This window comes from Clavibacter michiganensis (assembly GCF_021216655.1).
In the GTDB taxonomy this organism is placed as follows: domain Bacteria; phylum Actinomycetota; class Actinomycetes; order Actinomycetales; family Microbacteriaceae; genus Clavibacter; species Clavibacter michiganensis.
Genome location: NZ_CP080437.1, coordinates 1,850,055 through 1,875,899, shown reverse-complemented (window position 1 = coordinate 1,875,899; position 25,845 = coordinate 1,850,055). Strand labels below are relative to the sequence as shown.

At 68.2% G+C, this 25,845-nt stretch carries 15 protein-coding genes and 3 rRNA genes; 13 read left to right on the top strand and 5 right to left on the bottom strand.

Features of this window, described 5'->3' with window-relative positions; translation table 11 throughout:
- Positions 1-34: 34 nt before the first annotated feature.
- On the top strand, positions 35-2,485 hold the full coding sequence (locus K0V08_RS08665) for an ATP-dependent helicase (RefSeq protein ID WP_012039240.1): 2,451 nt from the start codon (positions 35-37) through the stop codon (positions 2,483-2,485).
- On the opposite strand, the gene K0V08_RS08660 is transcribed toward K0V08_RS08665, so the two are convergent.
- Both K0V08_RS08660 and K0V08_RS08655 read right to left on the bottom strand, forming a co-directional pair.
- Positions 2,457-4,358, bottom strand: a complete 1,902-nt coding sequence (locus K0V08_RS08660; RefSeq protein WP_231689067.1) for a hypothetical protein — start codon at positions 4,356-4,358, stop codon at positions 2,457-2,459. The two genes, K0V08_RS08665 and K0V08_RS08660, sit on opposite strands and share 29 nt — an antisense overlap.
- A 195-nt stretch (positions 4,359-4,553) precedes the next feature.
- Positions 4,554-5,375, bottom strand: a complete 822-nt coding sequence (locus K0V08_RS08655) for an oxygenase MpaB family protein (protein WP_012039238.1) — start codon at positions 5,373-5,375, stop codon at positions 4,554-4,556.
- 247 nt (positions 5,376-5,622) lie between these two features.
- On the opposite strand from K0V08_RS08655, the gene sucC reads away from it, so the two are divergent.
- From sucC to K0V08_RS08600, 11 genes are all read left to right on the top strand, one after another.
- The gene (gene sucC / locus K0V08_RS08650; RefSeq protein ID WP_012039237.1) at positions 5,623-6,786 is read left to right on the top strand and encodes an ADP-forming succinate--CoA ligase subunit beta; all 1,164 of its coding nucleotides are present in this window, start codon (positions 5,623-5,625) and stop codon (positions 6,784-6,786) included.
- A gap of 27 nt (positions 6,787-6,813) precedes the next feature.
- A complete protein-coding gene (gene sucD / locus K0V08_RS08645) occupies positions 6,814-7,701 on the top strand; it encodes a succinate--CoA ligase subunit alpha (RefSeq protein ID WP_012039236.1) in 888 nt (295 codons plus the stop codon).
- A gap of 160 nt (positions 7,702-7,861) precedes the next feature.
- Entirely contained in the window at positions 7,862-9,142 is a 1,281-nt protein-coding gene (locus K0V08_RS08640) for a cell division protein PerM (protein ID WP_012039235.1), read from the top strand.
- 9 nt (positions 9,143-9,151) lie between these two features.
- Positions 9,152-9,745 (top strand): phosphoribosylglycinamide formyltransferase, encoded by a 594-nt coding sequence (purN, locus tag K0V08_RS08635; RefSeq protein WP_043561944.1) that lies wholly within the window; start codon positions 9,152-9,154, stop codon positions 9,743-9,745.
- Entirely contained in the window at positions 9,742-11,367 is a 1,626-nt protein-coding gene (gene purH / locus K0V08_RS08630; protein ID WP_079534264.1) for a bifunctional phosphoribosylaminoimidazolecarboxamide formyltransferase/IMP cyclohydrolase, read from the top strand. The genes purN and purH overlap by 4 nt, the downstream gene beginning before the upstream one ends.
- Positions 11,368-11,942: 575 nt before the next feature.
- A 16S ribosomal RNA gene (locus K0V08_RS08625) occupies positions 11,943-13,462 on the top strand.
- 427 nt (positions 13,463-13,889) lie between these two features.
- Positions 13,890-17,008, top strand: a 23S ribosomal RNA gene (locus K0V08_RS08620).
- Between the two features lie 117 nt (positions 17,009-17,125).
- Positions 17,126-17,242, top strand: a 5S ribosomal RNA gene (gene rrf / locus K0V08_RS08615).
- Together the 16S, 23S and 5S rRNA genes form the textbook arrangement of a ribosomal RNA operon.
- A 276-nt stretch (positions 17,243-17,518) precedes the next feature.
- On the top strand, positions 17,519-18,730 hold the full coding sequence (gene ddaH, locus K0V08_RS08610; RefSeq protein WP_269435323.1) for a dimethylargininase: 1,212 nt from the start codon (positions 17,519-17,521) through the stop codon (positions 18,728-18,730).
- A 673-nt stretch (positions 18,731-19,403) separates the two neighbouring features.
- Complete coding sequence (locus K0V08_RS08605) at positions 19,404-21,170, top strand: ABC transporter ATP-binding protein (RefSeq protein ID WP_174240318.1); 1,767 nt, start codon at positions 19,404-19,406, stop codon at positions 21,168-21,170.
- Positions 21,167-22,975, top strand: coding sequence for an ABC transporter ATP-binding protein (locus K0V08_RS08600; RefSeq protein WP_012039230.1), 1,809 nt, complete (start codon positions 21,167-21,169; stop codon positions 22,973-22,975). Before K0V08_RS08605 ends, K0V08_RS08600 begins: the two co-directional genes overlap by 4 nt.
- A 76-nt stretch (positions 22,976-23,051) precedes the next feature.
- Here the strand turns inward: K0V08_RS08600 and K0V08_RS08595 are convergent, their stop codons facing one another.
- The 3 genes from K0V08_RS08595 to K0V08_RS08585 form a co-directional block, all read right to left on the bottom strand.
- The gene (locus K0V08_RS08595) at positions 23,052-23,489 is read right to left on the bottom strand and encodes a hypothetical protein (protein WP_227324698.1); all 438 of its coding nucleotides are present in this window, start codon (positions 23,487-23,489) and stop codon (positions 23,052-23,054) included.
- Between the two features lie 123 nt (positions 23,490-23,612).
- A complete protein-coding gene (locus tag K0V08_RS08590; RefSeq protein WP_012039228.1) occupies positions 23,613-23,933 on the bottom strand; it encodes an MGMT family protein in 321 nt (106 codons plus the stop codon).
- Between the two features lie 3 nt (positions 23,934-23,936).
- Complete coding sequence (locus K0V08_RS08585; protein ID WP_012298037.1) at positions 23,937-24,389, bottom strand: GNAT family N-acetyltransferase; 453 nt, start codon at positions 24,387-24,389, stop codon at positions 23,937-23,939.
- 234 nt (positions 24,390-24,623) lie between these two features.
- Between K0V08_RS08585 and K0V08_RS08580 the strand changes: the two genes are divergently transcribed.
- Positions 24,624-25,838: an NADP-dependent isocitrate dehydrogenase gene (locus K0V08_RS08580; protein WP_012039226.1), complete on the top strand. Its 1,215-nt coding sequence runs from the start codon at positions 24,624-24,626 to the stop codon at positions 25,836-25,838.
- The last annotated feature ends 7 nt before the right edge of the window (positions 25,839-25,845 follow it).

Sequence of the window (25,845 nt, the reverse complement as noted above, 5' to 3'; positions counted from 1 at the left end):
CGCGTCGGGGGCAGCGCCTAGGATCGAAGCCGACATGAGTTCCGACCCCGCCGCCATCTCCCCCTCCCGCACGCCGATCATCCTCGACGGCCGGTCGGGTGCAGACGGAGGGCCGGGGTCCTCGCAGGATCCGCTGCTGGAGGGCCTCAACCCGGAGCAGCGCGAGGCCGTCGTCTACCGGGGTCCGGCTCTGCTCATCGTCGCCGGCGCCGGATCCGGCAAGACGCGCGTGCTCACCCACCGCATCGCGAGCCTCATCGAGTCCCGCGAGGCGTGGCCGAGCCAGATCCTCGCCATCACCTTCACGAACAAGGCCGCCGCCGAGATGCGCGAGCGCGTGGAGTCGCTGCTCGGGCAGGCGTCTGAGGGCATGTGGATCTCGACCTTCCACTCCGCATGCGTGCGCATCCTCCGACGCGAGGCGGAGGCGTTCGGCTTCACGCAGAACTTCACCATCTACGACTCCGCCGACAGCCGCGTGCTCATCAAGCGGATCATCAAGCAGCTGGACGCGGACACGCTCGGCTTCACCGTCTCGTCGGTGTCGGGCCGAATCTCGAAGCTCAAGAACGAGCTGTCGGACGCGGACACGTTCGCACGCACGGCGAACTTCAACGATCCGGCCGAGGCCATGTTCGTGGAGATCTTCCGGCAGTACACGCGCTCGCTCGCCTCCGCCAACGCGTTCGACTTCGACGACCTCATCGGGCAGACCGTCTACCTCTTCCGCGCCTTCCCCAAGGTGGCGGCGCTCTACCAGCGGCGCTTCCGGCACGTGCTCGTGGACGAGTACCAGGACACGAACCACGCGCAGTACTCCCTCATCCGCGAGCTGACGCGCGCCGTGGCCCCCGAGGACGTGCCCGTCGACACCCGCATGTCCACGAACGGCATGGGTGGGATCGACGGGGCCTCGCTCACCGTGGTGGGCGACAGCGACCAGTCCATCTACGCCTTCCGCGGAGCCGACATCCGCAACATCACCGAGTTCGAGCGCGACTTCCCGCAGTCGAAGGTCGTGCTCCTCGAGCAGAACTACCGGTCGACCCAGAACATCCTCACCGCCGCCAACGCCGTCATCTCGAACAACTTCGACCGCAAGGACAAGAAGCTGTGGACGTCCATCGGCGACGGCGACAAGATCGTCGGATTCACGGGGTACTCGGGGCACGACGAGGCGCAGTTCGTCGCCGACGAGATCCAGAAGCTGCACGAGGAGGGCACCGCCTACTCGGAGATCGCCGTCTTCTACCGCACCAACGCGCAGACGCGCGCGCTCGAGGAGATCCTCATCCGCTCGGCCGTGCCCTACCGGATCATGGGCGGCACGAAGTTCTACGAGCGGGCGGAGATCAAGGACGCGATGGCGTACCTCGTCGCCGTCGCCAACCCCGCGGACGTGCTGGCGCTGCGCCGCATCCTGAACACCCCGAAGCGCGGCATCGGCCCGGCGACCGAGACCGCCCTCGCGAACTTCGCCGAGTCGCACGGCGTGACCTTCCGTGAGGCCATGCGCCGCGCGTCCGAACTGGGGCTCGGGCCCAAGGTGACGCAGGCGATCCTCGCGCTCTCGCGCATGCTCGACGAGGTGGCGCTGCTGCTGGACCCCGATCGGCCGGAGGGGCGCACCTCCGTGGGCGACCTGGTGACCACCCTCCTGGAGAAGAGCGGCCTGGTGCAGGCGCTCCGGGCCAGCAAGGACGCGCAGGACGAGGCGCGCGCGGAGAACGTCGAGGAGCTCGTCGCCGTCACGAAGGAGTTCTCGCGCAACAACCCCGAGGGCCAGCTGGTGGACTTCCTCACGGAGGTCTCGCTCGTCGCCGCGGCGGATGAGCTCGACGACTCGAGCGGCACCGTGTCCCTCATGACCCTCCACACCGCGAAGGGCCTGGAGTACGACTCGGTCTTCCTCACCGGCGTGGAGGAGGACCTGCTGCCGCATCGGATGTCGGCCAACGAGCCCGGCGGCCCGGCGGAGGAGCGGCGCCTGTTCTACGTCGGCATCACGCGCGCCCGTCGGCGCCTCTTCATATCACTGGCGATGACACGGGCCCAGTTCGGCGAGGTCAACGTCGCCATGCCCAGCCGGTACCTGCAGGAGATCCCGGCCGAGCTCATCGACTGGAAGCAGTCGCCCGGCATGGCCACGTCGCGCGGTGGCACCCAACCGCGCGCCCTCAACGCCCGGCGCGAGGGAGGCGGGTACGGCGGCCGCTCCCGGTCCTCGAGCGGCTTCGAGGATCCGGCCCTGCCGCCGCCACCCCGCCCCAAGACCCAGTGGGCCAACACGGTCACCGGCCAGGTGCGCGACAACGGCGACCTCGAGCTCGCGTTCGGCGACCGCATCCGCCACACCGACTTCGGCGACGGGCGTGTGACGGGCGTCACCGGTGAGGGACGCAAGCGCATCGCCGAGGTGCAGTTCGACGGACCGGCCGGTCGCAAGCGGCTTCTCATCAAGATCGCGCCCATCGAGAAGCTCTAGCCGGGACCCTGCGACGGCGGCCGACGTGACGAACGCCGATGCCGGCGGCCCCCAGCGCGCCGATGGCGATGGCGGCGCACGCCAGCGGTGGCGCACCGATCCGCTGCGTCGCCCCGGATCCCGGCACGTCGATGCCCGGCGCTCCGCCCGTCATGGCCAGCTGGGCGTGCCCGTGCGATGCGGGGACGTCGACGGCGGGCGGCGGTCCCGCGTGGAAGGTCTCGCTCGCGTGCGCCGTGTGATCGGCGAACGGCGCGATGGCTGCCCCATCCGCGTCTCCGGCGGGACGCCCCGGACTGTCGAGGACGGCGACGTACCACCCGGGCGTGAGGACGCGCATGCAGGGCGTGGTCGCGTCCCCGTCACCCGATACGGCGACGTCGGACTCCAGCCCGCCTGAGGTGCCGCCCTCGGGGACGGCCACCTCCTCGCCCTCGGCGGGCGCGGTCGCGAACGGACCCGCGAGGCGGATGCGCACGGGCACGGGACCGACCCCCACGAACGACGTCGCGTGCAGCGTGTCGGTCTGGCAGCTGCCCGTCGTGATCTCCGACGCCCCGACGGTCGTCGTGATCCGCGGAGGCCGGGGGACCTGCGTCGTCTCGGTGGCGGCGCCGAAGGTCGACTGCCAGGGCAGCACCCGTGCCCGCCCGGCTGGCACGGCCGTGTCGTCGGGTGAGATGGACTCCACCCAGGTGTAGAAGCCGCCGGCCGGGAGCCGGCAGGCGGGCGACGTGTAGTCGCCGGGGCCGCGGTCGATGCGGGTCGCGACCTCGCAGACCTGCGGTGCGCCGGCGGGCATGTCCTCGCGCTCGGGTCCGACCTGCTCCGCGAAGGGACCGAGGAGCCTGCTGCGGACGGTGACCGGCACGGGCACCAGGGTCCCGTCGCCTCCGCGGGTGAGCCCCCAGCCACCCGATGTCGCCGGTCTCCCGTGGTCGGCGGGCGCCGCGGGATCCGCGGACACCTGGAGCGAGTCCGTCAGCTGGTCGCCGACGGCCGCCACGGCGCGCGAGGTGCGCGTGACGACGCGCGGTGCGAAGGGGAGCGGGCTCGGCGCCCGCGCGTCCGCTCGCGCCTCTGCTCGGGCATCCGTGGGCCGGGCCAGGATCAGCCGCTGCGACGCTCCGTCATCGCCCACCGCGTCGAGGGCGTCTCCGTACGGGAGGGACGAGAATACGGCGCTCGCCGTCACGTGCAGCGTCGCCGACGATCCGGTCGCCCGCAGCGGCACCGCTGTGCCGTTCGCCACCTGCGCGGTCGTGCTCCCGTCGTCGAACACGGCGCCGTCGAGCGTGACGGCGCCGGTCTCGGATCCGGTCGGCACGTCCGAAGGCCCGCCCGCCACGAGGTCGGCCCGCAGATCGACGCGCACGGACCCGTTCCCGTCGTCCCCGAGGGTCACCGTCGCGGACGCGGACACCGAGCGCGACGCGCGAGCCGCCGTCTCCGCCAGCATGTCGCGCGCGCGGGCCTCGACGGTGCCCGCGTGGTCGCCGGCGCGAGCCGCGTACCAGGAGAGGTCGTGCGCGCCGAGGCCGGTGATGCTCCACGTCGCGAGCTGTCCTGCAGCGGCGGTGTCGGGATCCGCGGATCCGGCCCAGCGCCTCGAGATGTAGGCGAGCCGCGCCCGGTCGTCCGGCGATGCACCCGCGTCCTCGACAGGGGAGTACGCGTGGCCGGGTGGCGCGGCGAGCCCGACGTCGATGCAGAAGCCGAGCCGCCCGTCGTCCATCCGGTACGAGCCCAGCCAGCGGCCAGCCGACCCCGATGGGTAGCCGACTCCGTGCGAGACCGCGCTCAGCGCCTGCGCCGGCGGCACGGCGCTCGCCGCGAGGCCGAGCGCGAGGCCGACGCCGACGATCGCCGACACGAGCCGCGCGGCGCGCGGACGAAGGGGCGGGCGGTCCTGCCTGGGTCGGGCTGAGGAGGGTGAGGGGTGAGCTGCCGAGGGGTTCCGAGTCATGGCCGCACAGTGCGGGTCGAGCGCGGAGCCGCTGCACGCAGGTCGGCGAGCCGGGGACGGGTTCCGCCGCCGTGCGCCTGTGCAGGAGCGGCCGGGCGACGGCTACCCGGCGTCGCGGCGGAGGTACCTGCGGGTGATCACCGAGCGGTGCGCCTCGCGGACGGCACGCGGCAGCACCCGGTACACCGCGATGGCGGACCCCTGGAGCCGCGCGTGGCGCCGTTCGAGCCGCGCGTCCCACCGCATCCCGAAGCCCGACCTGATCCGAGGCGGCAGCAGCCCCGCCGTCATGAGCGCGACGAGGGGCATCACCGTCCGGATCACCGGGGGCCCGACGCGTCCGCCCAGGAGCGTCCGCGCCACGCGCCGCGCGTCCCCGGTCGGCTCGAGGGTCCGGATCCGGTCCTCCCAGTAGACGCGGAACGCCGCCCGGTCCGCGGGCCACCGGCCCTCGGGGACCTGCAGCGCGGTGCCGAGGACGGCGTACTCGCGGTAGACGCGGTCGGCGGCCTCCTCGGGCAGGCGGCCGAAGCACAGCTCGAACATCGTGATGGCCGAGTCGTACAGCGTCGCGGCCACCCACAGCTGCAGGTCGGGGTCGTACGCGGAGTAGGCCGGCGCGGATCCGTCGGCTGCGGGAGCAGCGGACCTGACCGGCGCGTGCGCGCGACCGACGATCCGCCGGGCGCGCGCGACCTCGTCCGGGGAGCCGAAGACGACCGCGTAGACGTAGCCGAGCGTGCCCTCCAGCCGGTCGAGCGGTCGCGACGCGAAGCCGCTGTGCTCGGCCACGCCGCGCGCGACGGACGGGTCGGCGATCTGGAGCAGGATGGCCCGTCCCCCCGCGGCCAGCAGGATCCCCTCGCCCGCGAGATCGCGGATGGATCCGTCCGGCCGGCATGCGGGATGCGTCCTCGACCTCATCCGCCCAGTCTCCCTCCCCAGGCCGCGGATCGCGCGTCGGCGCACGGCCCACGCGCACCCGGGCCGGCGCACCCGCGACCCGATAGGCTCTCCACGGTCGTCGACGCGGCGGGCCGGCCCACGCAGGTGGGCGGCGGGCACGTCGACCAGCCGCAACACACCGGGTGCCGCCGCCAGACGGTCGTGGCACCGCAGCCTCGAACGACGCACATGACCGCCGAGCGCGGGTGCGGATGGGATGACACGCGTGGATCTTTTCGAATACCAGGCCAGGGACCTCTTCGAGTCCTACGGCGTCCCGGTCCTCCCGGGGATCGTCGCCGACACCGCCGAGGAGGTGCGCGCCGCGGCCGAGAAGCTGGGCGGCACCGTCGTCGTGAAGGCGCAGGTGAAGACCGGCGGCCGCGGCAAGGCCGGAGGCGTGAAGGTCGCCCAGAGCGCCGACGCGGCCTTCGAGGCCGCCGAGGGCATCCTCGGGCTCGACATCAAGGGCCACACCGTGCACCGCGTGATGGTCGCGGCCGGCGCCCGCATCGCGCAGGAGTTCTACTTCTCGATCCTCCTCGACCGCGCCGAGCGCTCCTACCTCTGCCTCGCGAGCTACGAGGGCGGCATGGAGATCGAGGAGCTCGCGGTCACGCGCCCCGAGGCGCTCGCCCGCATCGAGATCGACCCGGTCGCCGGCATCGACGCCGCCAAGGCCGAGGAGATCGCCCGCGCCGCCTCGTTCCCCGAGGAGCTCATCGCCAAGGTCGCGCCCGTCTTCGAGCGCCTCTGGTGGGTCTACCGGGACGAGGACGCGACGCTCGTCGAGGTCAACCCGCTCGTCCTCACGGAGTCGGGCGAGATCATCGCCCTGGACGGCAAGGTCACGCTCGACGAGAACGCCGGCCTCCGCCACGAGGGCCACGCGGCCCTCGAGGACGCGGCCGCAGCCGACCCGCTCGAGGCGAAGGCCAAGGAGTCCGACCTCAACTACGTGAAGCTCGACGGCCAGGTCGGCATCATCGGCAACGGCGCGGGTCTCGTCATGTCCACGCTCGACGTCGTCAGCTACGCCGGCGAGCAGCACGGCGGCGTGCGTCCGGCGAACTTCCTCGACATCGGCGGCGGAGCGTCGGCCGAGGTCATGGCCGCCGGTCTCGACGTCATCCTCGGCGACGAGCAGGTCACGAGCGTCTTCGTCAACGTCTTCGGCGGCATCACGTCGTGCGACGCGGTCGCGAACGGCATCGTCGGCGCGCTCGACAAGCTGGGCGACGCCGCCACCAAGCCGCTCGTCGTCCGCCTCGACGGCAACAACGTCGAGGAGGGCCGCCGCATCCTCGAGGAGCGCGCCCACCCGCTCGTCACCGTCGTCGGAACCATGGACGAGGCGGCCGACAAGGCCGCCGAGCTGGCCGCCGCTTAACTCCCGAGAGAGAACAGGAACAGATAGATGTCGATTCTTCTCGACGAGAACAGCAGGATCATCGTCCAGGGCCTCACGGGCTCCGAGGGCACCAAGCACGCGGGCCGCATGCTCGCGTCCGGCAGCAAGGTCGTCGGCGGCGTCAACCCGCGCAAGGCCGGCAGCACGGTCACCATCGAGGGCGTCGAGCTCCCGATCTTCGGCTCGGTCGCCGAGGCCATGGCAGAGACGGGTGCCGACGTGTCGGTCATCTTCGTCCCGCCGGCCTTCGCCAAGAGCGCGGTGGTGGAGGCGATCGACGCGGCCATCCCGCTCGCGGTCGTCATCACCGAGGGCATCCCCGTCAAGGACTCCGCCGAGTTCTGGTCGCACGCCAAGAGCACCGGCGGGAAGACGCGCATCGTCGGCCCGAACTGCCCCGGCATCATCAGCCCCGGCAAGTCGAACGCCGGCATCATCCCCGCCACCATCACGGAGGCCGGCCCCATCGGCCTCGTGTCGAAGTCGGGCACGCTCACGTACCAGATGATGTTCGAGCTGCGCGACCTCGGCATCTCGACCGCCATCGGCATCGGCGGCGACCCGATCATCGGCACCACGCACATCGACGCCCTCGAGGCGTTCGAGGCCGACCCGGAGACGCGCGCCATCGTCATGATCGGCGAGATCGGCGGCGACGCCGAGGAGCGTGCGGCCGAGTACATCAAGGCGCACGTCACCAAGCCGGTCGTCGCCTACGTCGCGGGCTTCACCGCCCCCGAGGGCAAGACCATGGGCCACGCCGGCGCCATCGTCTCCGGCGGCAGCGGCACGGCCCAGGGCAAGAAGGAGGCCCTCGAGGCATCCGGCGTCAAGGTCGGCAAGACGCCGACCGAGACGGCGAACCTCCTCCGCGAGGTCTTCGCCGCGCTGTAGCGACGACGCTCTCGCGAGCGCACGACGACGGCCCGCATCCCCGGTGGATGCGGGCCGTCGTCGTGCCCGGGTCCTCCCCATGCGGATCGACCCGCGGATGCCCCGGCGCGCCCGTCGCCGCACGGGTCGCGCGCGGCCCGGCCGGTAGGGTCGTCGAGGCATGAACCGACACGCAACCGCCCTGTTCGCGGCACTCGAGGCGCTCCTGGTGGTGGGGGTCGGCGTCGCCCTGCCCCTCGTGCCGCTCACCGCGCTGTGGGCCGGCCAGTACGACCTGCAGATCGACTGGGGCGTCTTCGCGCGCACGGCCGTCGACCTGTGGCTCCTCGGCCACGGCGTGCCGCTCACGGCGTCGCTGGATCCGTCGCTCGCCTCGTCCCTCGGCCTGCCGGGGGTCGACGCGCCGTTCGCGCTCTCGCTGGCGCCCCTGGGCTTCGCGCTCCTCACGCTGCTCCTCGGGATCCGCGCCGGCCGCCGCATCGTCGAGACCGACCACCCCGGCGTCGGCGCGCTCTCCGCCGTGGCCACGACCGCAGTGCTGTCCCTCGGCCTCGCGCTCGCGGCCCAGCACGATGGCGTCTCGCCGGCCGTCGGCCGCGGAACGATCCTGCCGACGCTGGTCCTCGCGCTCGGCCTCCTCGTCGGCGGGATCGCGAGAGCCGATCGTGCGCGGGCCCGCCGGTGGTGGGGGTCCCTGTCGACGGGACGCGCGGCAGGTTCCATCCGTGGCGCTCGCGACGCCTTCGACCGCCTCCCGGACGGCGCGGCCTCCCTGGCGGCCACGGCCGTCCGCGGGGGAGCGGCCGCGGCCTTCGGCGTCGTCGCGATCTCCGCCGTGGTCGTCGCGGTGCTCCTCGGCCTCCAGTACGCGACCGTGATCACCCTCTACGAGACGCTGCAGACGGGGATCGTCGGCGGCGTCGCCCTCACGCTCGCGCAGATCGCGCTCCTGCCGAACCTGGTGATGTGGGCGGCGTCGTGGCTCGTCGGACCCGGCTTCGCCCTCGGCACCGGGTCGTCCATCTCCCCGCTCGGGACCACCGTCGGCCCGATCCCGTCCGTCCCGGTCCTGGGCATCCTGCCGCAGGGCGCGTTCGACCTCGGGTACCTGGGCATCCTCGTCCCGGTCGTCGTGTCCTTCGTCGCCGCGGTCGCCCTGTCGCCGCGGGTGGCCCGGATCCCCGAGCCCGAGGCGCGCCGCTGGCCGTGGTTCCTGGCCGCGGGTCTCGGCATGGGCCTCGTCGGCGCCGCCGTGCTCTCCCTGCTCGCGGTCCTCTCCGGCGGTGCCGCCGGACCGGGGCGCCTGGCCGACGTCGGCCCGGCAGGCGGGTGGATCCTCCTCGTCGCGTTCCTCGAGATCGGCGTCGCGGCCGTCGCGGGCATGTTCGTCTCGGGCCTCATGGCCCCCCTCGTCCGGCGCAGCCCCGAGGGACGCGGATAGGCTGTGCGCGTGCTCAACGTGGTCGTCCTCATCTCCGGCAGCGGGACCAACCTCCACGCCCTCCTCGAGGCGGCCGACCACGCGCGATACCCGGCGCGCGTCATCGCGGTCGGAGCCGATCGCGACGCCGACGGCCTCCGCTTCGCCGAGGAGCGCGGCATCCCCACCTTCACCGTGCCGTTCGCGAGCTTCCCCGATCGCGCCTCGTGGGGCGACGAGCTGGCGGCGGCGATCGCCGGGTGGGAGCCCGACCTGGTGGTCCTCAGCGGATTCATGCGGCTCCTCCCGCCGCGCGCCGTGGCGGCGTTCGCGCCCCGCATCGTCAACACCCATCCGGCGTACCTCCCGGAGTTCCCCGGGGCCCACGCCGTCCGGGACGCCATCGCCGCCGGGGCCACGAGCTCCGGAGCGTCCATCATCGTCGTCGACACCGGGGTCGACACCGGGCCGGTGCTCGCGCAGGAGCGCGTGCCCGTGGAGCCGGACGACACCGAGCACACCCTGCACGAGCGCATCAAGGTCGTGGAGCGCAGGCTCCTCGTCGACACGGTGCGCGCGATCTCCCTCGGCACCATCGACCTCAAGGAGCTGTCCCCGGCATGAGCGGACCCCGTCACGACCCGTCCCTGTTCCGCGATCGAGACGGGATCGAGGTGGCTCGCGCCCTCGTCTCCGTCAGCGACAAGACGGGGCTGCTCGAGCTGGCCGCGGCTCTCGCGGAGGCCGGGGTCGAGATCGTCTCGACCGGGTCGACGGCCAGCACCATCGCAGACGCGGGCTTCCCCGTCACGCCGGTGCAGGACGTGACCGGGTTCCCGGAGGCGCTCGACGGACGCGTCAAGACCCTGCATCCCGCCGTGCACGCCGGCCTCCTCGCCGACCTCCGGCTTGAGTCGCACGAGGCGCAGCTGGGCGAGCTCGGGATCTCGCCGTTCCAGCTCGTGGTGGTGAACCTCTACCCGTTCGTGGAGACGGTGGCGTCGGGAGCCCCCTCCTCGGACGTGATCGAGCAGATCGACATCGGCGGCCCCGCCATGGTCCGGGCGTCCGCCAAGAACCACGCGAACGTGGCGATCGTCGTGTCCCCGTCGAGCTACGACGAGGTGATCCAGGCCGTGCGCTCCGGGGGGACCACCCTCGACCAGAGGCGTCGCCTCGCGGCCGCGGCGTTCGCGCACACGGCCGACTACGACCGGGCTGTCGCGGACTACTTCCGGTCGACGGTCGTCGGCGGCGACGCCTCCGGGGATGCCGCCCCGGGATGGCCCGCGAGCTGGGACGTCGCGGGCGAGCTCGCCCAGGTGCTCAGGTACGGCGAGAACTCCCACCAGGACGCCGCGCTCTACCGACGGCCGGACGGCGCGGGCATCGCCCAGGCCGTGCAGCTGCACGGCAAGGAGATGTCCTACAACAACTTCGTCGACGCGGACGCCGCGGTCCGCGCCGCCTACGACTTCCAGGAGCCGGCGGTCGCAATCATCAAGCACGCGAACCCCTGCGGCATCGCCGTCGCGGCGCCCCGGGCGGTCGACGCCATCGCCGCCGCGCACCGCAGCGCGCACGACTGCGATCCTGTCTCGGCGTTCGGGGGAGTCATCGCCGCGAACCGCACTGTCACGCTGGGGATGGCGGAGACGGTGAAGGAGATCTTCACCGAGGTCCTCGTCGCGCCCGGGTTCGACGAGGACGCGCTGACCCTGCTGAAGACGAAGAAGAACCTCCGGCTGCTCACGCTCCCCGAGGGGTACCACCGCGAGGGGCTCGAGGCCCGCCAGATCTCGGGCGGGTACCTGGTGCAGTCCGGCGACGGGTTCCCGACCGACGGCACGCGCCTCTCGGCGTCGTGGACCCTGGCGACCGGGGAACCCGTGGACGAGCAGACGCTCGCGGACCTCGAGTTCGCGTGGAAGGCCTGCCGGGCGGTCAAGTCGAACGCGATCCTGCTCGCCCACCACGGTGCTTCCGTGGGAGTGGGCATGGGGCAGGTCAACCGCGTCGACTCCTGCCATCTGGCCGTGCAGCGCGCGGGCGACCGCGCCTCCGGGTCGGTGGCCGCGTCCGACGCGTTCTTCCCGTTCGCCGACGGACTGCAGGTCCTGCTCGACGCCGGGGTCCGCGCGGTGGTCCAGCCCGGGGGATCGGTGCGCGACGAGGAGGTCGTCGAGGCCGCCCGCGCCGCCGGCGTCGCCATGTACTTCACGGGCGAGCGCCACTTCTTCCACTGACGCGTCGCTGCGGCGGTCCCAAGGGGCCGCCACAGCGACGTCCGCGGAGGCCGTTGCGACACGCCCGGGATGCGGGTTGTTTTGCGGGGGTGGGGTGGTCCGCGTAATGTCTCCTCTTGTCGCCGGAACGGGCGGGAAGCGAGAAGCTTCCGGAGCTGTTCTGGTGGTGGTGATCCTGGTGAAACAGAAGTTGCCGTGGCCCTGAAGGGTTGCGTGTTTACCATCAACTGAGCTAGGGTCTGATTCTGCTTCCGACGTGAGTGCTGGGCCTTCTGGTCTGGGTCACTCCCACGGGGAGCGGTGGAGTGTGAGCTCCGATGGCTGGCTGTGATGGTCGGTGTCGGGAGCGTCCGTTCCTTGAGAACTCAACAGCGTGCACAATGTCAAATGCCAAATACCCGTTGCGGGTGTCCTTCGGATGCTCGTTTCGGATTCCTTTGGAATACATTTAAACAAACAAGCAAGTCAGTAATGATTTGTTCTGTCGGTTTCAAACTTGCTGGTTCGTGTTCGATTCCCGTTCACGTCTGGCTTTAGATGTGCCGGTCGCTTTCGGGTGGTCGTGCGTTTAAGCATTTATGGAGAGTTTGATCCTGGCTCAGGACGAACGCTGGCGGCGTGCTTAACACATGCAAGTCGAACGGTGATGTCAGAGCTTGCTCTGGCGGATCAGTGGCGAACGGGTGAGTAACACGTGAGTAACCTGCCCCCGACTCTGGGATAACTGCTAGAAATGGTAGCTAATACCGGATATGACGATTGGCCGCATGGTCTGGTCGTGGAAAGAATTTCGGTTGGGGATGGACTCGCGGCCTATCAGGTTGTTGGTGAGGTAATGGCTCACCAAGCCTACGACGGGTAGCCGGCCTGAGAGGGTGACCGGCCACACTGGGACTGAGACACGGCCCAGACTCCTACGGGAGGCAGCAGTGGGGAATATTGCACAATGGGCGAAAGCCTGATGCAGCAACGCCGCGTGAGGGATGACGGCCTTCGGGTTGTAAACCTCTTTTAGTAGGGAAGAAGCGAAAGTGACGGTACCTGCAGAAAAAGCACCGGCTAACTACGTGCCAGCAGCCGCGGTAATACGTAGGGTGCAAGCGTTGTCCGGAATTATTGGGCGTAAAGAGCTCGTAGGCGGTTTGTCGCGTCTGCTGTGAAATCCCGAGGCTCAACCTCGGGTCTGCAGTGGGTACGGGCAGACTAGAGTGCGGTAGGGGAGATTGGAATTCCTGGTGTAGCGGTGGAATGCGCAGATATCAGGAGGAACACCGATGGCGAAGGCAGATCTCTGGGCCGTAACTGACGCTGAGGAGCGAAAGCATGGGGAGCGAACAGGATTAGATACCCTGGTAGTCCATGCCGTAAACGTTGGGAACTAGATGTGGGGACCATTCCACGGTCTCCGTGTCGCAGCTAACGCATTAAGTTCCCCGCCTGGGGAGTACGGCCGCAAGGCTAAAACTCAAAGGAATTGACGGGGGCCCGCACAAGCGGCGGAGCATGCGGATTAATTCGATGCAACGCGAAGAACCTTACCAAGGCTTGACATATACCGGAAACATGCAGAAATGTGTGCCCGCAAGGTCGGTATACAGGTGGTGCATGGTTGTCGTCAGCTCGTGTCGTGAGATGTTGGGTTAAGTCCCGCAACGAGCGCAACCCTCGTTCTATGTTGCCAGCACGTAATGGTGGGAACTCATAGGAGACTGCCGGGGTCAACTCGGAGGAAGGTGGGGATGACGTCAAATCATCATGCCCCTTATGTCTTGGGCTTCACGCATGCTACAATGGCCGGTACAAAGGGCTGCGATACCGTAAGGTGGAGCGAATCCCAAAAAGCCGGTCTCAGTTCGGATTGAGGTCTGCAACTCGACCTCATGAAGTCGGAGTCGCTAGTAATCGCAGATCAGCAACGCTGCGGTGAATACGTTCCCGGGCCTTGTACACACCGCCCGTCAAGTCATGAAAGTCGGTAACACCCGAAGCCAGTGGCCTAACCGCAAGGGAGGAGCTGTCGAAGGTGGGATCGGTGATTAGGACTAAGTCGTAACAAGGTAGCCGTACCGGAAGGTGCGGCTGGATCACCTCCTTTCTAAGGAGCATGTGCACCTCTCCTCTGTATACAGGGAGATCAAGGGTGCCAAGTCACGCGTCAGGCGTCTGTTCTGGCGGTGGCGCTCATGGGTGGAACATTGACATTGATGCCGGCTGATGTGTCGGGCTGCTAGTACGCCTCCTTGTGGGGTGGGAACGTGGTCTGGTGTGTCGAGGGCATGTTGCACGCTGTTGGGTCCTGAGGGACCGGGCCGCACCTTTTGGGTGTGTCTGGTTTCTTGTCGGACCCTTTCCGTCGTCCTGTTGTGGATGGTGGTGGGGTACCGCCCGTATATTGAGAACTACACAGTGGACGCGAGCATCTTAGATTCACCGGTTTTCCGGTGGATCACAAAGATCTATTTATAGATCATTGGTCAATTCTGTCTCCCTTCGGGGAGGCGAAACGATTCAATCTCATGTGATTTCAAGATTCTAAGGGCAAACGGTGGATGCCTTGGCATCTGGAGCCGAAGAAGGACGTATAAATCTGCGATAAGCCTCGGGGAGCTGATAATAGAGCTTTGATCCGAGGATCTCCGAATGGGGAAACCCCGCCAGGCCCTTTGGGTGACCTGGTGACTCCCGCCTGAATATATAGGGCGGGTAGAGGGAACGTGGGGAAGTGAAACATCTCAGTACCCACAGGAAGAGAAAGCAAAAGCGATTCCGTTAGTAGTGGCGAGCGAAACCGGAAGAGGCCAAACCGATCATGTGTGATATCCGGTAGGAGTTGCATGGTCGGGGTTGCGGGACTTTCCGTACAGTTCTACCGAGCTGTGAGGGCAATGAGCGCGATATAGACGAATGGTCTTGAAAGGCCAGTCATAGAGGGTGCGAACCCCGTAGTCGAAATGTCGTCGCCTGTCCGGAGAGTATCCCAAGTAGCACGGGGCCCGAGAAATCCCGTGTGAATCTGTCAGGACCACCTGATAAGCCTAAATACTCCCAGATGACCGATAGCGGACAAGTACCGTGAGGGAAAGGTGAAAAGTACCCCGGGAGGGGAGTGAAATAGTACCTGAAACCGTTTGCTTACAAACCGTTGGAGCGCCCTTGTTGGTGTGACAGCGTGCCTTTTGAAGAATGAGCCTGCGAGTTAGTGATATGTGGCGAGGTTAACCCGTGAGGGGCAGTCGTAGCGAAAGCGAGTCTTAATAGGGCGTATGAGTCGCATGTTCTAGACCCGAAGCGAAGTGATCTATCCATGGCCAGGTTGAAGCGACGGTAAGACGTCGTGGAGGACCGAACCCACTTCAGTTGAAAATGGAGGGGATGAGCTGTGGATAGGGGTGAAAGGCCAATCAAACTTCGTGATAGCTGGTTCTCTCCGAAATGCATTTAGGTGCAGCGTTGCGTGTTTCTTGCCGGAGGTAGAGCTACTGGATGGACGATGGGCCCCAAAAGGTTACTGACTTCAGCCAAACTCCGAATGCCGGTAAGTGAGAGCGCAGCAGTGAGACGGTGGGGGATAAGCTTCATCGTCGAGAGGGAAACAACCCAGACCACCATCTAAGGTCCCTAAGCGCGTGCTAAGTGGGAAAGGATGTGGAGTTGCATAGACAACCAGGAGGTTGGCTTAGAAGCAGCCACCCTTGAAAGAGTGCGTAATAGCTCACTGGTCAAGTGATTCCGCGCCGACAATGTAACGGGGCTCAAGCACGCCACCGAAGTTGTGGCATTTATATTATAGGCAGGCCTTCGTGGTCCAGTCGTATGGATGGGTAGGAGAGCGTCGTGTGGCCAGCGAAGCGGCGGTGTGAACCAGCCGTGGAGGCCACACGAGTGAGAATGCAGGCATGAGTAGCGAAAGACGGGTGAGAAACCCGTCCTCCGAAAGACCAAGGGTTCCAGGGCCAGGCTAATCCGCCCTGGGTAAGTCGGGACCTAAGGCGAGGCCGACAGGCGTAGTCGATGGACAACGGGTTGATATTCCCGTACCGATGAAGAACCGCCCAAGACAATCCAGTAATGCTAAGTGTCTGAATCCTTGATTCGATCCCTTCGGGGTGACGGTCTTGGCCTAGCACACGACCCTACGCTGGGGCGTTTAGCGTATTAACAGGTGTGACGCAGGAAGGTAGCTGAGCCGGGCGATGGTTGTCCCGGTCTAAGGATGTAGGGCAGAAGATAGGCAAATCCGTCTTCTATGTAGCCTGAGACCCGATGGGTAGTCCTCACGGACGAAATCAGTGATCCTATGCTGCCGAGAAAAGCATCGACGCGAGGTTCCAATCGCCCGTACCCCAAACCGACTCAGGTGGTCAGGTAGAGAATACTAAGGAGATCGAGAGAATCGTGGTTAAGGAACTCGGCAAAATGCCCCCGTAACTTCGGGAGAAGGGGGGCCTGAGGCGTGTAGGGATTTACTCCTGAAGCGTTTGAAGGCCGCAGAGACCAGTGGGAAGCGACTGTTTACTAAAAACACAGGTCCGTGCTAAGTCGCAAGACGATGTATACGGACTGACGCCTGCCCGGTGCTGGAAGGTTAAGAGGAACGGTTAGCACGCAAGTGCGAAGCTGAGAATTTAAGCCCCAGTAAACGGCGGTGGTAACTATAACCATCCTAAGGTAGCGAAATTCCTTGTCGGGTAAGTTCCGACCTGCACGAATGGCGTAACGACTTCCCAGCTGTCTCAACCGCGAACTCGGCGAAATTGCACTACGAGTAAAGATGCTCGTTACGCGCAGCAGGACGGAAAGACCCGTGACCTTTACTACAGCTTGGTATTGGTGTTCGGTGTGGCTTGTGTAGGATAGGTGGGAGACTGTGAAGCTCGGACGCTAGTTCGGGTGGAGTCATTGTTGAAATACCACTCTGGTCACTCTGGATATCTAACTTCGAACCGTAATCCGGTTCAGGGACAGTGCCTGGTGGGTAGTTTAACTGGGGCGGTTGCCTCCTAAAGAGTAACGGAGGCGCCCAAAGGTTCCCTCAACCTGGTTGGTAATCAGGTGTCGAGTGTAAGTGCACAAGGGAGCTTGACTGTGAGACTGACAAGTCGAGCAGGGACGAAAGTCGGGACTAGTGATCCGGCAGTGGCTTGTGGAAGCGCTGTCGCTCAACGGATAAAAGGTACCTCGGGGATAACAGGCTGATCTTGCCCAAGAGTCCATATCGACGGCATGGTTTGGCACCTCGATGTCGGCTCGTCGCATCCTGGGGCTGGAGTAGGTCCCAAGGGTTGGGCTGTTCGCCCATTAAAGCGGTACGCGAGCTGGGTTTAGAACGTCGTGAGACAGTTCGGTCCCTATCCGCTGCGCGCGTAGGAAATTTGAGAAGATCTATCCCTAGTACGAGAGGACCGGGATGGACGAACCTCTGGTGTGTCAGTTGTTCCGCCAGGAGCACCGCTGATTAGCTACGTTCGGAACGGATAACCGCTGAAAGCATCTAAGCGGGAAGCCGGCTTCGAGATGAGATTTCCATCCCTTTTAGGGTGAAGGCTCCCGGCTAGACTACCGGGTTGATAGGCAGGATGTGGAAGCGAGGACTAAAGACTCGTGGAGCTGACCTGTACTAATAAGCCGATATCTTGAAAACACTTTGCTTGCGTCCACTATGTGGTTCCCGATATACGGTCGGGTGCTAATTGAACAACCAGCTTGACTGGTCGATTCATCACAGATTTCATGCCCCGTGTGGGTGTGTATGAGGTGTTTCGGCGGCCATAGCGAGAGGGAAACGCCCGGCCACATTCCGAACCCGGAAGCTAAGACTCTCAGCGCCGATGGTACTGCAGGGGGGACCCTGTGGGAGAGTAGGACACCGCCGGACTTAACTTGAGAGTGATCGGGGAGGCCCGTCGCACATCGTGCGGCGGGCCTTTCTGCGTTGACACCCGAACCACACCGTCGTTCGAGGTGCGTGCCTGTCAGCCCCCTCACATGCCGGTCATAAGGGGTGCCGTTATCGTCGTCGTTCGTGACCGAATCCCGCGAGAACGACCGCACACCCGGCCAGCCCGGCGACTCCGCTGACGGTGGACCGTCCACGACCTCAGCGACACCCACGGACAACCGTCCATCGGCGACGCGTGCCTCGCGCGCAGGGATGTCGAATGCTCCCCTCGGCAGGGCGCTCTCCGCGGCTCTCGTGTCCGCGGGCGTATCGGCGATCATCGGCCTGCTCTTCAGCGTCCTGACGCTCTTCAGCTCCAACCAGCCGAGCGCTGCCGTGCTGGTGACGCTCCTCGACTACTGGACGGTGCACACGCTCGTCGCCTTCGTCCTCCTCGCGGCGCTCGCGGGGGTGGGCATGCACCGGCGCCTGTGGACGTCGATCCTCGGATCCGTCGCGGCCGCGGTTGTCGGCGCGCTCACCGGGAGCCTCGTGGGTGCCCTGGGGCAGGGCGCCACCTTCAGCGGCGACATCGTCGGTCCGCTGCTCGAGACGCTCCTCGGCCTCAACCTGATGTTCGTCCTCGGCGTCGCGCTGACGTCCATCCTCCTGGGCCGTCGGCTCTGGATCCGGCTCGTCGCCGCGGCGGACGGGGAGGTCGAGCCGGAGCGCATCGCCCTCGTACGGATCCCGTCGTCGCGACTCGCCGACGGCGAGCTGACGCACCTGGACCGCCGGCCCGTGGATGCCGAGCTCGCGGACCAGCAGTGGGAGCGCTACGTGCTCGCGCTCGAGGAGCACGGATGGTCGACCCGCGAGGTGCCGCCGGCCGACGACCACCCGGACTCGGTCTTCGTGGAGGATGCCGTGCTCGTCCTCGGCACCACAGCCGTCCTGCTCACCTCCGGGGCCGATTCGCGCCGCGGGGAGCGCACCGGCGTGGAGCGTGCGCTCGAGGACATGGACCTGTCGGTCACGTCCATCGACCTGCCCGCGACCCTCGACGGTGGCGACGTGCTCGCGGTCGGGCGCACGCTCTACGTCGGTGCGAGCGGCCGGACCAACGCGGCGGGGATCCAGCGGCTGCGCGAGATCGCCCGGCCCCTCGGATACGCCGTGGTCGGCGTCCCGGTCAGCCGGACCCTGCACCTCAAGTCGCAGGTCACGGCGCTGCCGGACGGCACGGTCATCGGGTACGAGCCGCTGGTCGACGCGCCGCGGCTGTTCCCGTCCTTCCTCCCCGTCCCCGAGGCGGAGGGCGTGGCCGTCGTCGCGCTCGACGACGACACCCTGCTGCTGTCGGCCGCCGCTCCTCGCACGGCGGACCTGCTCCGCGGACTGGGCTACGCGGTCGTCGCCGTCGACATCAGCGAGTTCGAGAAGCTCGAGGGCTGCGTCACCTGCCTGTCGGTCCGCATCGGCTGACGTCCGCGGCAGGCGCGTCCGCACCACGGGACGCGTCAGCACCGCACCACTCGAGCCCGGCCCGCATCCTCGGATGCGGGCCGGGCTCTTGTGCGTGGGTCTCGCGCTCCATATCCTGGAAGGCTGCCTGGGGTGGCCATTCACGTGGTCGATCGGCGCGGCCCAGACGTGAATCGCATACGCAGCCAGGGAGGGTGTCATGACCACGACATCGACGACATACGCACGCACCATCTCGCACCGGATCGACGAGGTGGCCGCGACCGCGTCCTCCCGCTCCGCCAGCTGACCTCCCCGCTCGACGCCCCGGCGTCGGGCGCGCGGCGGGCGACCGAGAGCGATAGGGCCGGAAGCGCGGCTCGGCCTCGCCGAGCGATCGCGTCTCGGTGCGGATCGCCGGTGGCACCCGCGGCGCCCGATCGGATCCCCCGTCTGCTCCACCGCTCCCGTCTCGCCGGGGAGCTGCTCGCCCTCCCCGAGATCCATCCACCCCCGATCCTCCGCCGCGCGCGTCCTGACGCGCGCGGTCGCCCCGCACGCCCGGCCGCGCATCGGCCGATCACAGAAGGAATGACTCGTGTCCACCTCACCGCCCGCATCGTCCGACCAGGCGACGTCCGACCAGGCGCCCTCCGAGCGGCGCGGCCCCCGTCCCGGCACGATCGCCGTGCTCATGCGGCTGCTGCCGTTCGCCCGGCCTGCCATGCCCAGCATCATCGCGGGCATGGTGGTCGCGCTCGTCGGCTCGCTGCTGTCGCTCGTCATCCCGCAGATCCTCCGCGGCCTCGTGGACGGCCCGCTCGGCGACGGCGACTCGGCTGCCGTGGTGCCTGCCGTGCTCCTGATCCTCGGCCTCGGGATCCTCGAGGCCGCCATGATCGCGCTCCGTCGCTGGTTCGTGCTGAAGCCCGGCACGCTCATGGAGGCGGACATGCGGAACGCGTTCTACAGGAAGCTGCAGCGGCTGCCCGTCGCGTTCCACGACCGGTGGCAGAGCGGGCAGCTGCTGTCGCGCATGGTCAGCGACCTGAACCTCATCCGCCGCTGGATGGCGTTCGGCCTCGTGCTGTTCATCGTGAACATCCTCACGATCCTGGTGGGCATCGGCTTCCTGGTCTCCATCGACTGGCGCCTCGGGCTCGGCTTCCTCGTGTGCTCCATCCCGCTCTGGGTCTACGGCTACCTCTTCGAGCAGAAGTACTCCTCGGTGGCGCGGCTCAGCCAGGACCAGTCCGGCGACCTCGCCACGAGCGTCGAGCAGTCGGTGCACGGGATCCGCGTGCTGAAGGCGTTCGGCCGCGGCAAGCACATGCACGACGCGTTCGCGGAGCAGGCGGAGGAGCTGCGCGGCACGGAGATCAAGAAGGCGAAGGCCATCGCCGGCATCTGGCTCTGGCTGCTGCTGGTGCCCGACCTGACCTTCGCCCTGGCGCTGCTCGGCGGCGTGCTGCTCGCGTCCGCGGGTGAGATCTCGGTGGGCGACCTCGTGGCGTTCTTCGCGACGGCCGCCGTGCTGCGCTGGCCGATCGAGTCGATCGGCTTCCTCCTGTCGATGACCTTCGACGCGCGGACGGCCATCGACCGCTACTTCGAGGTGATGGACGAGGAGGACGCGATCACGGATCCGGCGAACCCCGTGCGGATCGCCGAGCCCCGCGGGCACCTCGTCTTCCGCGGCGCGCGCTTCCGCTACCAGGACGCCTCCGCGGGCCAGCCCGACCTCATCGACGGGGTCGACCTCGACCTGCGGCCGGGGGAGACCATGGCGCTCGTCGGGGTCACCGGCTGCGGCAAGTCCACGCTCACGGCGCTCACGACCCGGCTCTACGACGTGACCGGCGGCAGCATCGAGCTCGACGGCGTGGACATCCGCGACCTGGGGCTCGAGGAGCTGCGGAGCCGGATCGCCATGGCCTTCGAGGACGCGACGCTGTTCTCCTCGAGCGTCCACGACAACGTGCTGCTCGGCCGACCCGACCTCGCCGCCGGCGGGCCCGAGGCGGAGCGGGTGCTGCAGGTGGCGCTCGACATCGCGCAGGCCGGCTTCGTGCACGACCTGCCCGACGGCGTCGAGACGACCGTCGGCGAGGAGGGGCTCAGCCTCTCCGGCGGTCAGCGGCAGCGGCTCGCCCTCGCGCGCGCCGTCGCCGCGGCGCCGGACGTGCTCGTCCTCGACGACCCGCTGTCGGCGCTCGACGTCGACACGGAGGCGCTCGTCGAGGCGGCGCTGCGCCGCGTGCTCGCCTCCACCACCGCGCTGATCGTCGCGCACCGCCCCTCGACCGTGATGCTCGCGGACCGGGTGGCGCTCATGCAGGACGGCCGCATCACCGCGGTCGGCCGGCACTCCGAACTGCTCGCCACGAGCGAGCACTACCGGTTCGTCATCTCGAGCCTGGACGTGGAAGGGAACACCGTGCGCGAGGAGGCCTCAGCATGAGCGTCACCGGAGTCACCGGCGAGGAGAGGGACGACTTCTCCCGCGTCGAGAGCAAGCAGATCCGCCGCCGCTCGACCAGGCTGCTCGTCAGCACCATCCAGCCGGTCAAGCGGACGCTGATCCTCACGGCCGCGACGATCCTCGTGGCCACGGCCGCGAACGTCGCGGGCCCCGCCCTCATCGGCATCGGCCTCGACCGCGCGCTGCCGTCGCTGCTGGGCACCGGCGACCCTACGCTGCTCGCGCTCGTGATCGGGGCGTACGTCCTCGTCGCGGTCACGGGCGCCGTGCTGGTCGCGAAGTACCAGGTGATGTCGGCGCGCATCGCGCAGGAGATCCTCCTCGACCTCCGCAAGCGCATGTTCCTGCACACGCAGAAGCTGAGCCTGGAGTTCCACGAGACGTACACGTCGGGCCGGATCATCTCCCGCCAGACGAGCGACCTCGACTCGATCCGGGAGCTGCTGAACGGCGGCATCAACCAGCTCGTGCAGGGCGCGCTGTACATGGCGTTCACCGCGATCGCGCTGTTCTCCTTCGACTGGGTCTCCGGCCTCGTGCTGCTCGCGGCGCTCGTGCCGCTGTTCTTCCTGAGCCTCTGGTTCGCGGTGAAGTCGCAGGCGCTGTTCCGCCAGACGCGCGTGAAGTCCGCGCGGCTGATCGTGCACTTCGTCGAGACCATGACGGGCATCCGCGCGGTGAAGGCCTTCCGCAAGGAGAAGCGCAACGCGGAGGAGTTCTCCGAGCACGTCGAGGGCTACCGCGACACCAACATGCGCGTGATCCAGGTCTTCGGCATCTTCGACCCGGGCCTCATCCTGATCGGCAACATCACCGTCGCGGTGGTGCTCCTGGTGGGCGGGCTGCGCGTCGCGGACGGGCAGCTCGGCATCGGCGCGCTGCTCGCGGTCGTGCTCTACACGCGGCAGTTCTTCGGGCCGGCGCAGGACATGGCGATGTTCTACAACAGCTACCAGTCGGCGTCGGCCGCGCTCGAGAAGATCTCGGGCGTGCTCGAGGAGGAGCCGAGCGTGCCGGATCCCGTGACGCCGGTCGACCTGTGGGAGTCCACCGGTCACGTCTCCTTCGAGGGCGTCGAGTTCGGGTACGGGAAGGGCAAGACGATCCTGCCGCGCTTCGACCTCGACATGCCGGCGGGGCAGACGATCGCGCTCGTCGGATCCACCGGCGCGGGAAAGACGACGCTCGCGAAGCTCATCTCCCGGTTCTACGACCCGTCCGGCGGCCGCGTGGCGCTCGACGGGATCGACCTCCGCGACCTGCACCCGAAGGACCTGCGCCGCGCCATCGTGATGGTGACGCAGGAAGCGTACCTGTTCTCCGGATCCGTCGCCGACAACATCGCGATCGGCAAGCCCGACGCGACCCGGGGCGAGATCCGGGCGGCGGCGGAGGCGGTGGGTGCGCACACGTTCATCGAGTCCCTGCCCGACGGATACGACACGGACGTGAACAAGCGCGGCGGCCGGGTGTCGGCGGGGCAGCGCCAGCTGATCTCGTTCGCGCGGGCGTTCCTCGCGGACCCGGCGGTGCTGATCCTCGACGAGGCGACGAGCTCGCTCGACATCCCGAGCGAGCGGCTCGTGCAGCAGGGCCTCACGACGCTGCTCGCCGACCGGACGGCGATCATCATCGCGCACCGGCTCTCGACCGTCGCGATCGCGGACCGCGTGCTCGTGATGGAGCAGGGTCGCATCGTCGAGGACGGGACGCCGGAGTCGCTCATCCAGGGCACGGGCCGGTTCTCGCAGCTGCACGCGGCGTGGCGGGAGTCGCTGGTCTAGCGCTTCGCGTGATCGTGGCCCGGGTGCCTCCCGATGGGGAGGGGCCCGGGCCGCGTCGCGTCCGGACACCGTGCGGTCAGAGGTCGAGCGCGGGGGAGCCCTTCGGCAGCCACGCGTGCACGGCGTCGCCGTCCGCGGCCGCCAGCCAGCCGTCGCCGCACGTCATGGCCGCGGTGGGGGACGGATCCGGCCACCAGGTGTCCTGCACGGTCGGTGCGGGGGCGTCGGCGGGCGCGGCGGCGCAGCCCAGCCGGTCGGCCCGCGTCGCGGAGCGGAACTCGAGGATCGCGCCCTCGCCCCGCAGCGAGGTCTTGATGCGGATGTCGGTCGCGTCCGCGGGGATCCACGTCGGGATGCGTCCGTCGGCGTCCGCCGCCGTGGCGTAGACGCGCGCATCCGCGGGGGTGGTCATCCCGCCGACGGTGCTCGCGGCGCCGCAGCCGGTGAGGGTCAGCACGACGAGGATCGTGAGCGGGGCGGTGGCGAGGGATTGAGCGGACGGGCGATGGGGCATGCTCCCAGTCCAGCGGAGCGGGATCCGCCGCGCATCGGCCGCGAGGCCCCGGCCGTGGTCCCGGAGCATGACCCGCGCTCGGCCGTCAGGCGGACGGGCGCAGAGCGGCGAGCGGTCAGCGGATCACGGGAACCAGCGTGCCGCCTCGAGGTCGACGCGGTAGCCCGCGTCGGTCGGGGCGTCGACCAGCGGCGTGCCCTCAGCCTCGTAGCGGGGACGGGCCTCGTCGGCGAGCCCGGTCGGCGGGTGCCCGCCGGCCCGGAGCACGCGCCACCAGGGCAGCCCGGCGCCGTGGTAGCGCAGCACCATCCCGACCGCTCGGGCACCACGGCGGCCGAAGACAGCGGCGACGTCGCCGTAGGTCATGACGCGGCCCGACGGGATCTCGGCGACGACCTCGAGCACGCGGTCGGTGAACTCGCCCGGGGTGGCGAAGACGGCCACGCGCTAGAGCGCCAGCGCGCCGATGGCCTCGCCGTACTGGGTCTCGCCGATGACCTCGAAGCCGACGTGGGTGAAGAACTCCTCCGGCCCGTCCTCGCCCGGCTCCCACACGACCGTCAGCCGATCGAAGCCGCGCGAGCGCGCCTCGTCCGCGAGCGCGAGCACCGCGAACCGGCCGACGCCGTGGCCCTGCGCGTCGGCGTCGACGTTGATGCGCCAGATGCAGCTGCGGAAGATCTCCTCGTGGGCCTCGGGGTCGAAGTTGCCCATGATGAAGCCGACCACCTCGCCGTCCTCCATGACCACGCGCGGCCATGCGGTGGTCGGATTGACGTAGGCCTCGGCGATGGAGTGCGACACGGGGGCGACGAACGCCTCCTGGCCCGGCTTGAGCGTCAGCGTGTTGGCCGCCACGATCGTTCGGGCGCTCAGCTCTTCGAGTGTCATGTCGCTCATGGGCACAGGGTATCGGGCGGGCCTCCGTCGGGCCAGGTGCGCCTGGCCGGGTCGGAGGCGGCGTCCGGGCGCGGCGTCGGGGCGCGGATCCGACCCGGACCCGCCGATGTCTCGATGTCGAGAGACAGGGCCCGCCGGGTAGGCTGGCCCACGGATCCACCGGCGACGAGCCGGACCCGGCGCGCGCCGACGGAGACGCGCACGGAGGCGACCGACGAGCATGAGGAGGACTTCGTGGAGAAGATCAAGGTAGAGGGGACCGTCGTCGAGCTCGACGGCGACGAGATGACGCGCATCATCTGGCAGTCCATCAAGGACACGCTCATCCACCCGTACCTCGACATCGACCTCGAGTACTACGACCTGGGCATCGAGAAGCGCGACGAGACCGACGACCAGATCACGATCGACGCCGCCAACGCCATCAAGAAGCACGGCGTCGGCGTCAAGTGCGCGACCATCACGCCCGACGAGGCGCGCGTCGAGGAGTTCGGCCTCAAGAAGATGTGGCGCTCGCCGAACGGCACCATCCGCAACATCCTGGGCGGCACGATCTTCCGCGAGCCCATCATCATCAGCAACATCCCGCGCCTCGTGCCCGGCTGGAACAAGCCGATCATCGTCGGCCGCCACGCGTTCGGCGACCAGTACCGCGCCACCGACTTCCGCTTCGAGGGCGAGGGCACGCTCACGATGACCTTCACGCCCAAGGACGGCTCCGAGCCGCAGCAGTTCGAGGTGTTCCAGAGCCCCGGATCCGGTGTCGCGATGGGCATGTACAACCTCGACGACTCGATCCGCGACTTCGCGCGCGCGTCGCTCTCGTACGGCCTCGCCCGGAACTACCCCGTGTACCTCTCCACGAAGAACACGATCCTCAAGGCCTACGACGGCCGCTTCAAGGACCTGTTCCAGGAGGTCTTCGAGGCCGAGTACGCCGACCAGTTCGCCGCAGCCGGCCTCACCTACGAGCACCGCCTCATCGACGACATGGTCGCCGCCTCGCTCAAGTGGGAGGGCGGCTACGTCTGGGCCTGCAAGAACTACGACGGCGACGTGCAGTCGGACACCGTCGCGCAGGGCTTCGGCTCGCTCGGCCTCATGACCAGCGTGCTCACCACGCCCGACGGCAAGGTCGTCGAGGCGGAGGCCGCGCACGGCACGGTCACGCGCCACTACCGCCAGCACCAGCAGGGCAAGCCCACGTCGACGAACCCGATCGCGTCGATCTACGCCTGGACGCGGGGCCTCGCGCACCGCGCCAAGCTCGACGGGAACGACGCGCTGAAGACCTTCGCGGACACCCTCGAGGACGTCGTCATCACGACGGTCGAGAGCGGCAAGATGACGAAGGACCTCGCGCTCCTCGTCGGACCGGACCAGCCGTACCAGACGACCGAGGAGTTCCTCGCGTCGCTCGCGGAGAACCTGCAGACGCGCCTGGCCTGATCCCGCG

Coding starts and splice junctions, on each gene's coding strand:
- purH (WP_079534264.1), top strand. CDS start 9,742: ATGAGCGGACCCCGTCACGACCCGTCCCTGTTCCGCGATCGAGACGGG.
- ddaH (WP_269435323.1), top strand. CDS start 17,519: ATGTCGAATGCTCCCCTCGGCAGGGCGCTCTCCGCGGCTCTCGTGTCC.
- K0V08_RS08640 (WP_012039235.1), top strand. CDS start 7,862: ATGAACCGACACGCAACCGCCCTGTTCGCGGCACTCGAGGCGCTCCTG.
- K0V08_RS08655 (WP_012039238.1), bottom strand. CDS start 5,375: ATGAGGTCGAGGACGCATCCCGCATGCCGGCCGGACGGATCCATCCGC.
- K0V08_RS08665 (WP_012039240.1), top strand. CDS start 35: ATGAGTTCCGACCCCGCCGCCATCTCCCCCTCCCGCACGCCGATCATC.
- sucD (WP_012039236.1), top strand. CDS start 6,814: ATGTCGATTCTTCTCGACGAGAACAGCAGGATCATCGTCCAGGGCCTC.
- K0V08_RS08595 (WP_227324698.1), bottom strand. CDS start 23,489: ATGCCCCATCGCCCGTCCGCTCAATCCCTCGCCACCGCCCCGCTCACG.
- K0V08_RS08600 (WP_012039230.1), top strand. CDS start 21,167: ATGAGCGTCACCGGAGTCACCGGCGAGGAGAGGGACGACTTCTCCCGC.
- K0V08_RS08585 (WP_012298037.1), bottom strand. CDS start 24,389: ATGAGCGACATGACACTCGAAGAGCTGAGCGCCCGAACGATCGTGGCG.
- K0V08_RS08605 (WP_174240318.1), top strand. CDS start 19,404: ATGCGGCTGCTGCCGTTCGCCCGGCCTGCCATGCCCAGCATCATCGCG.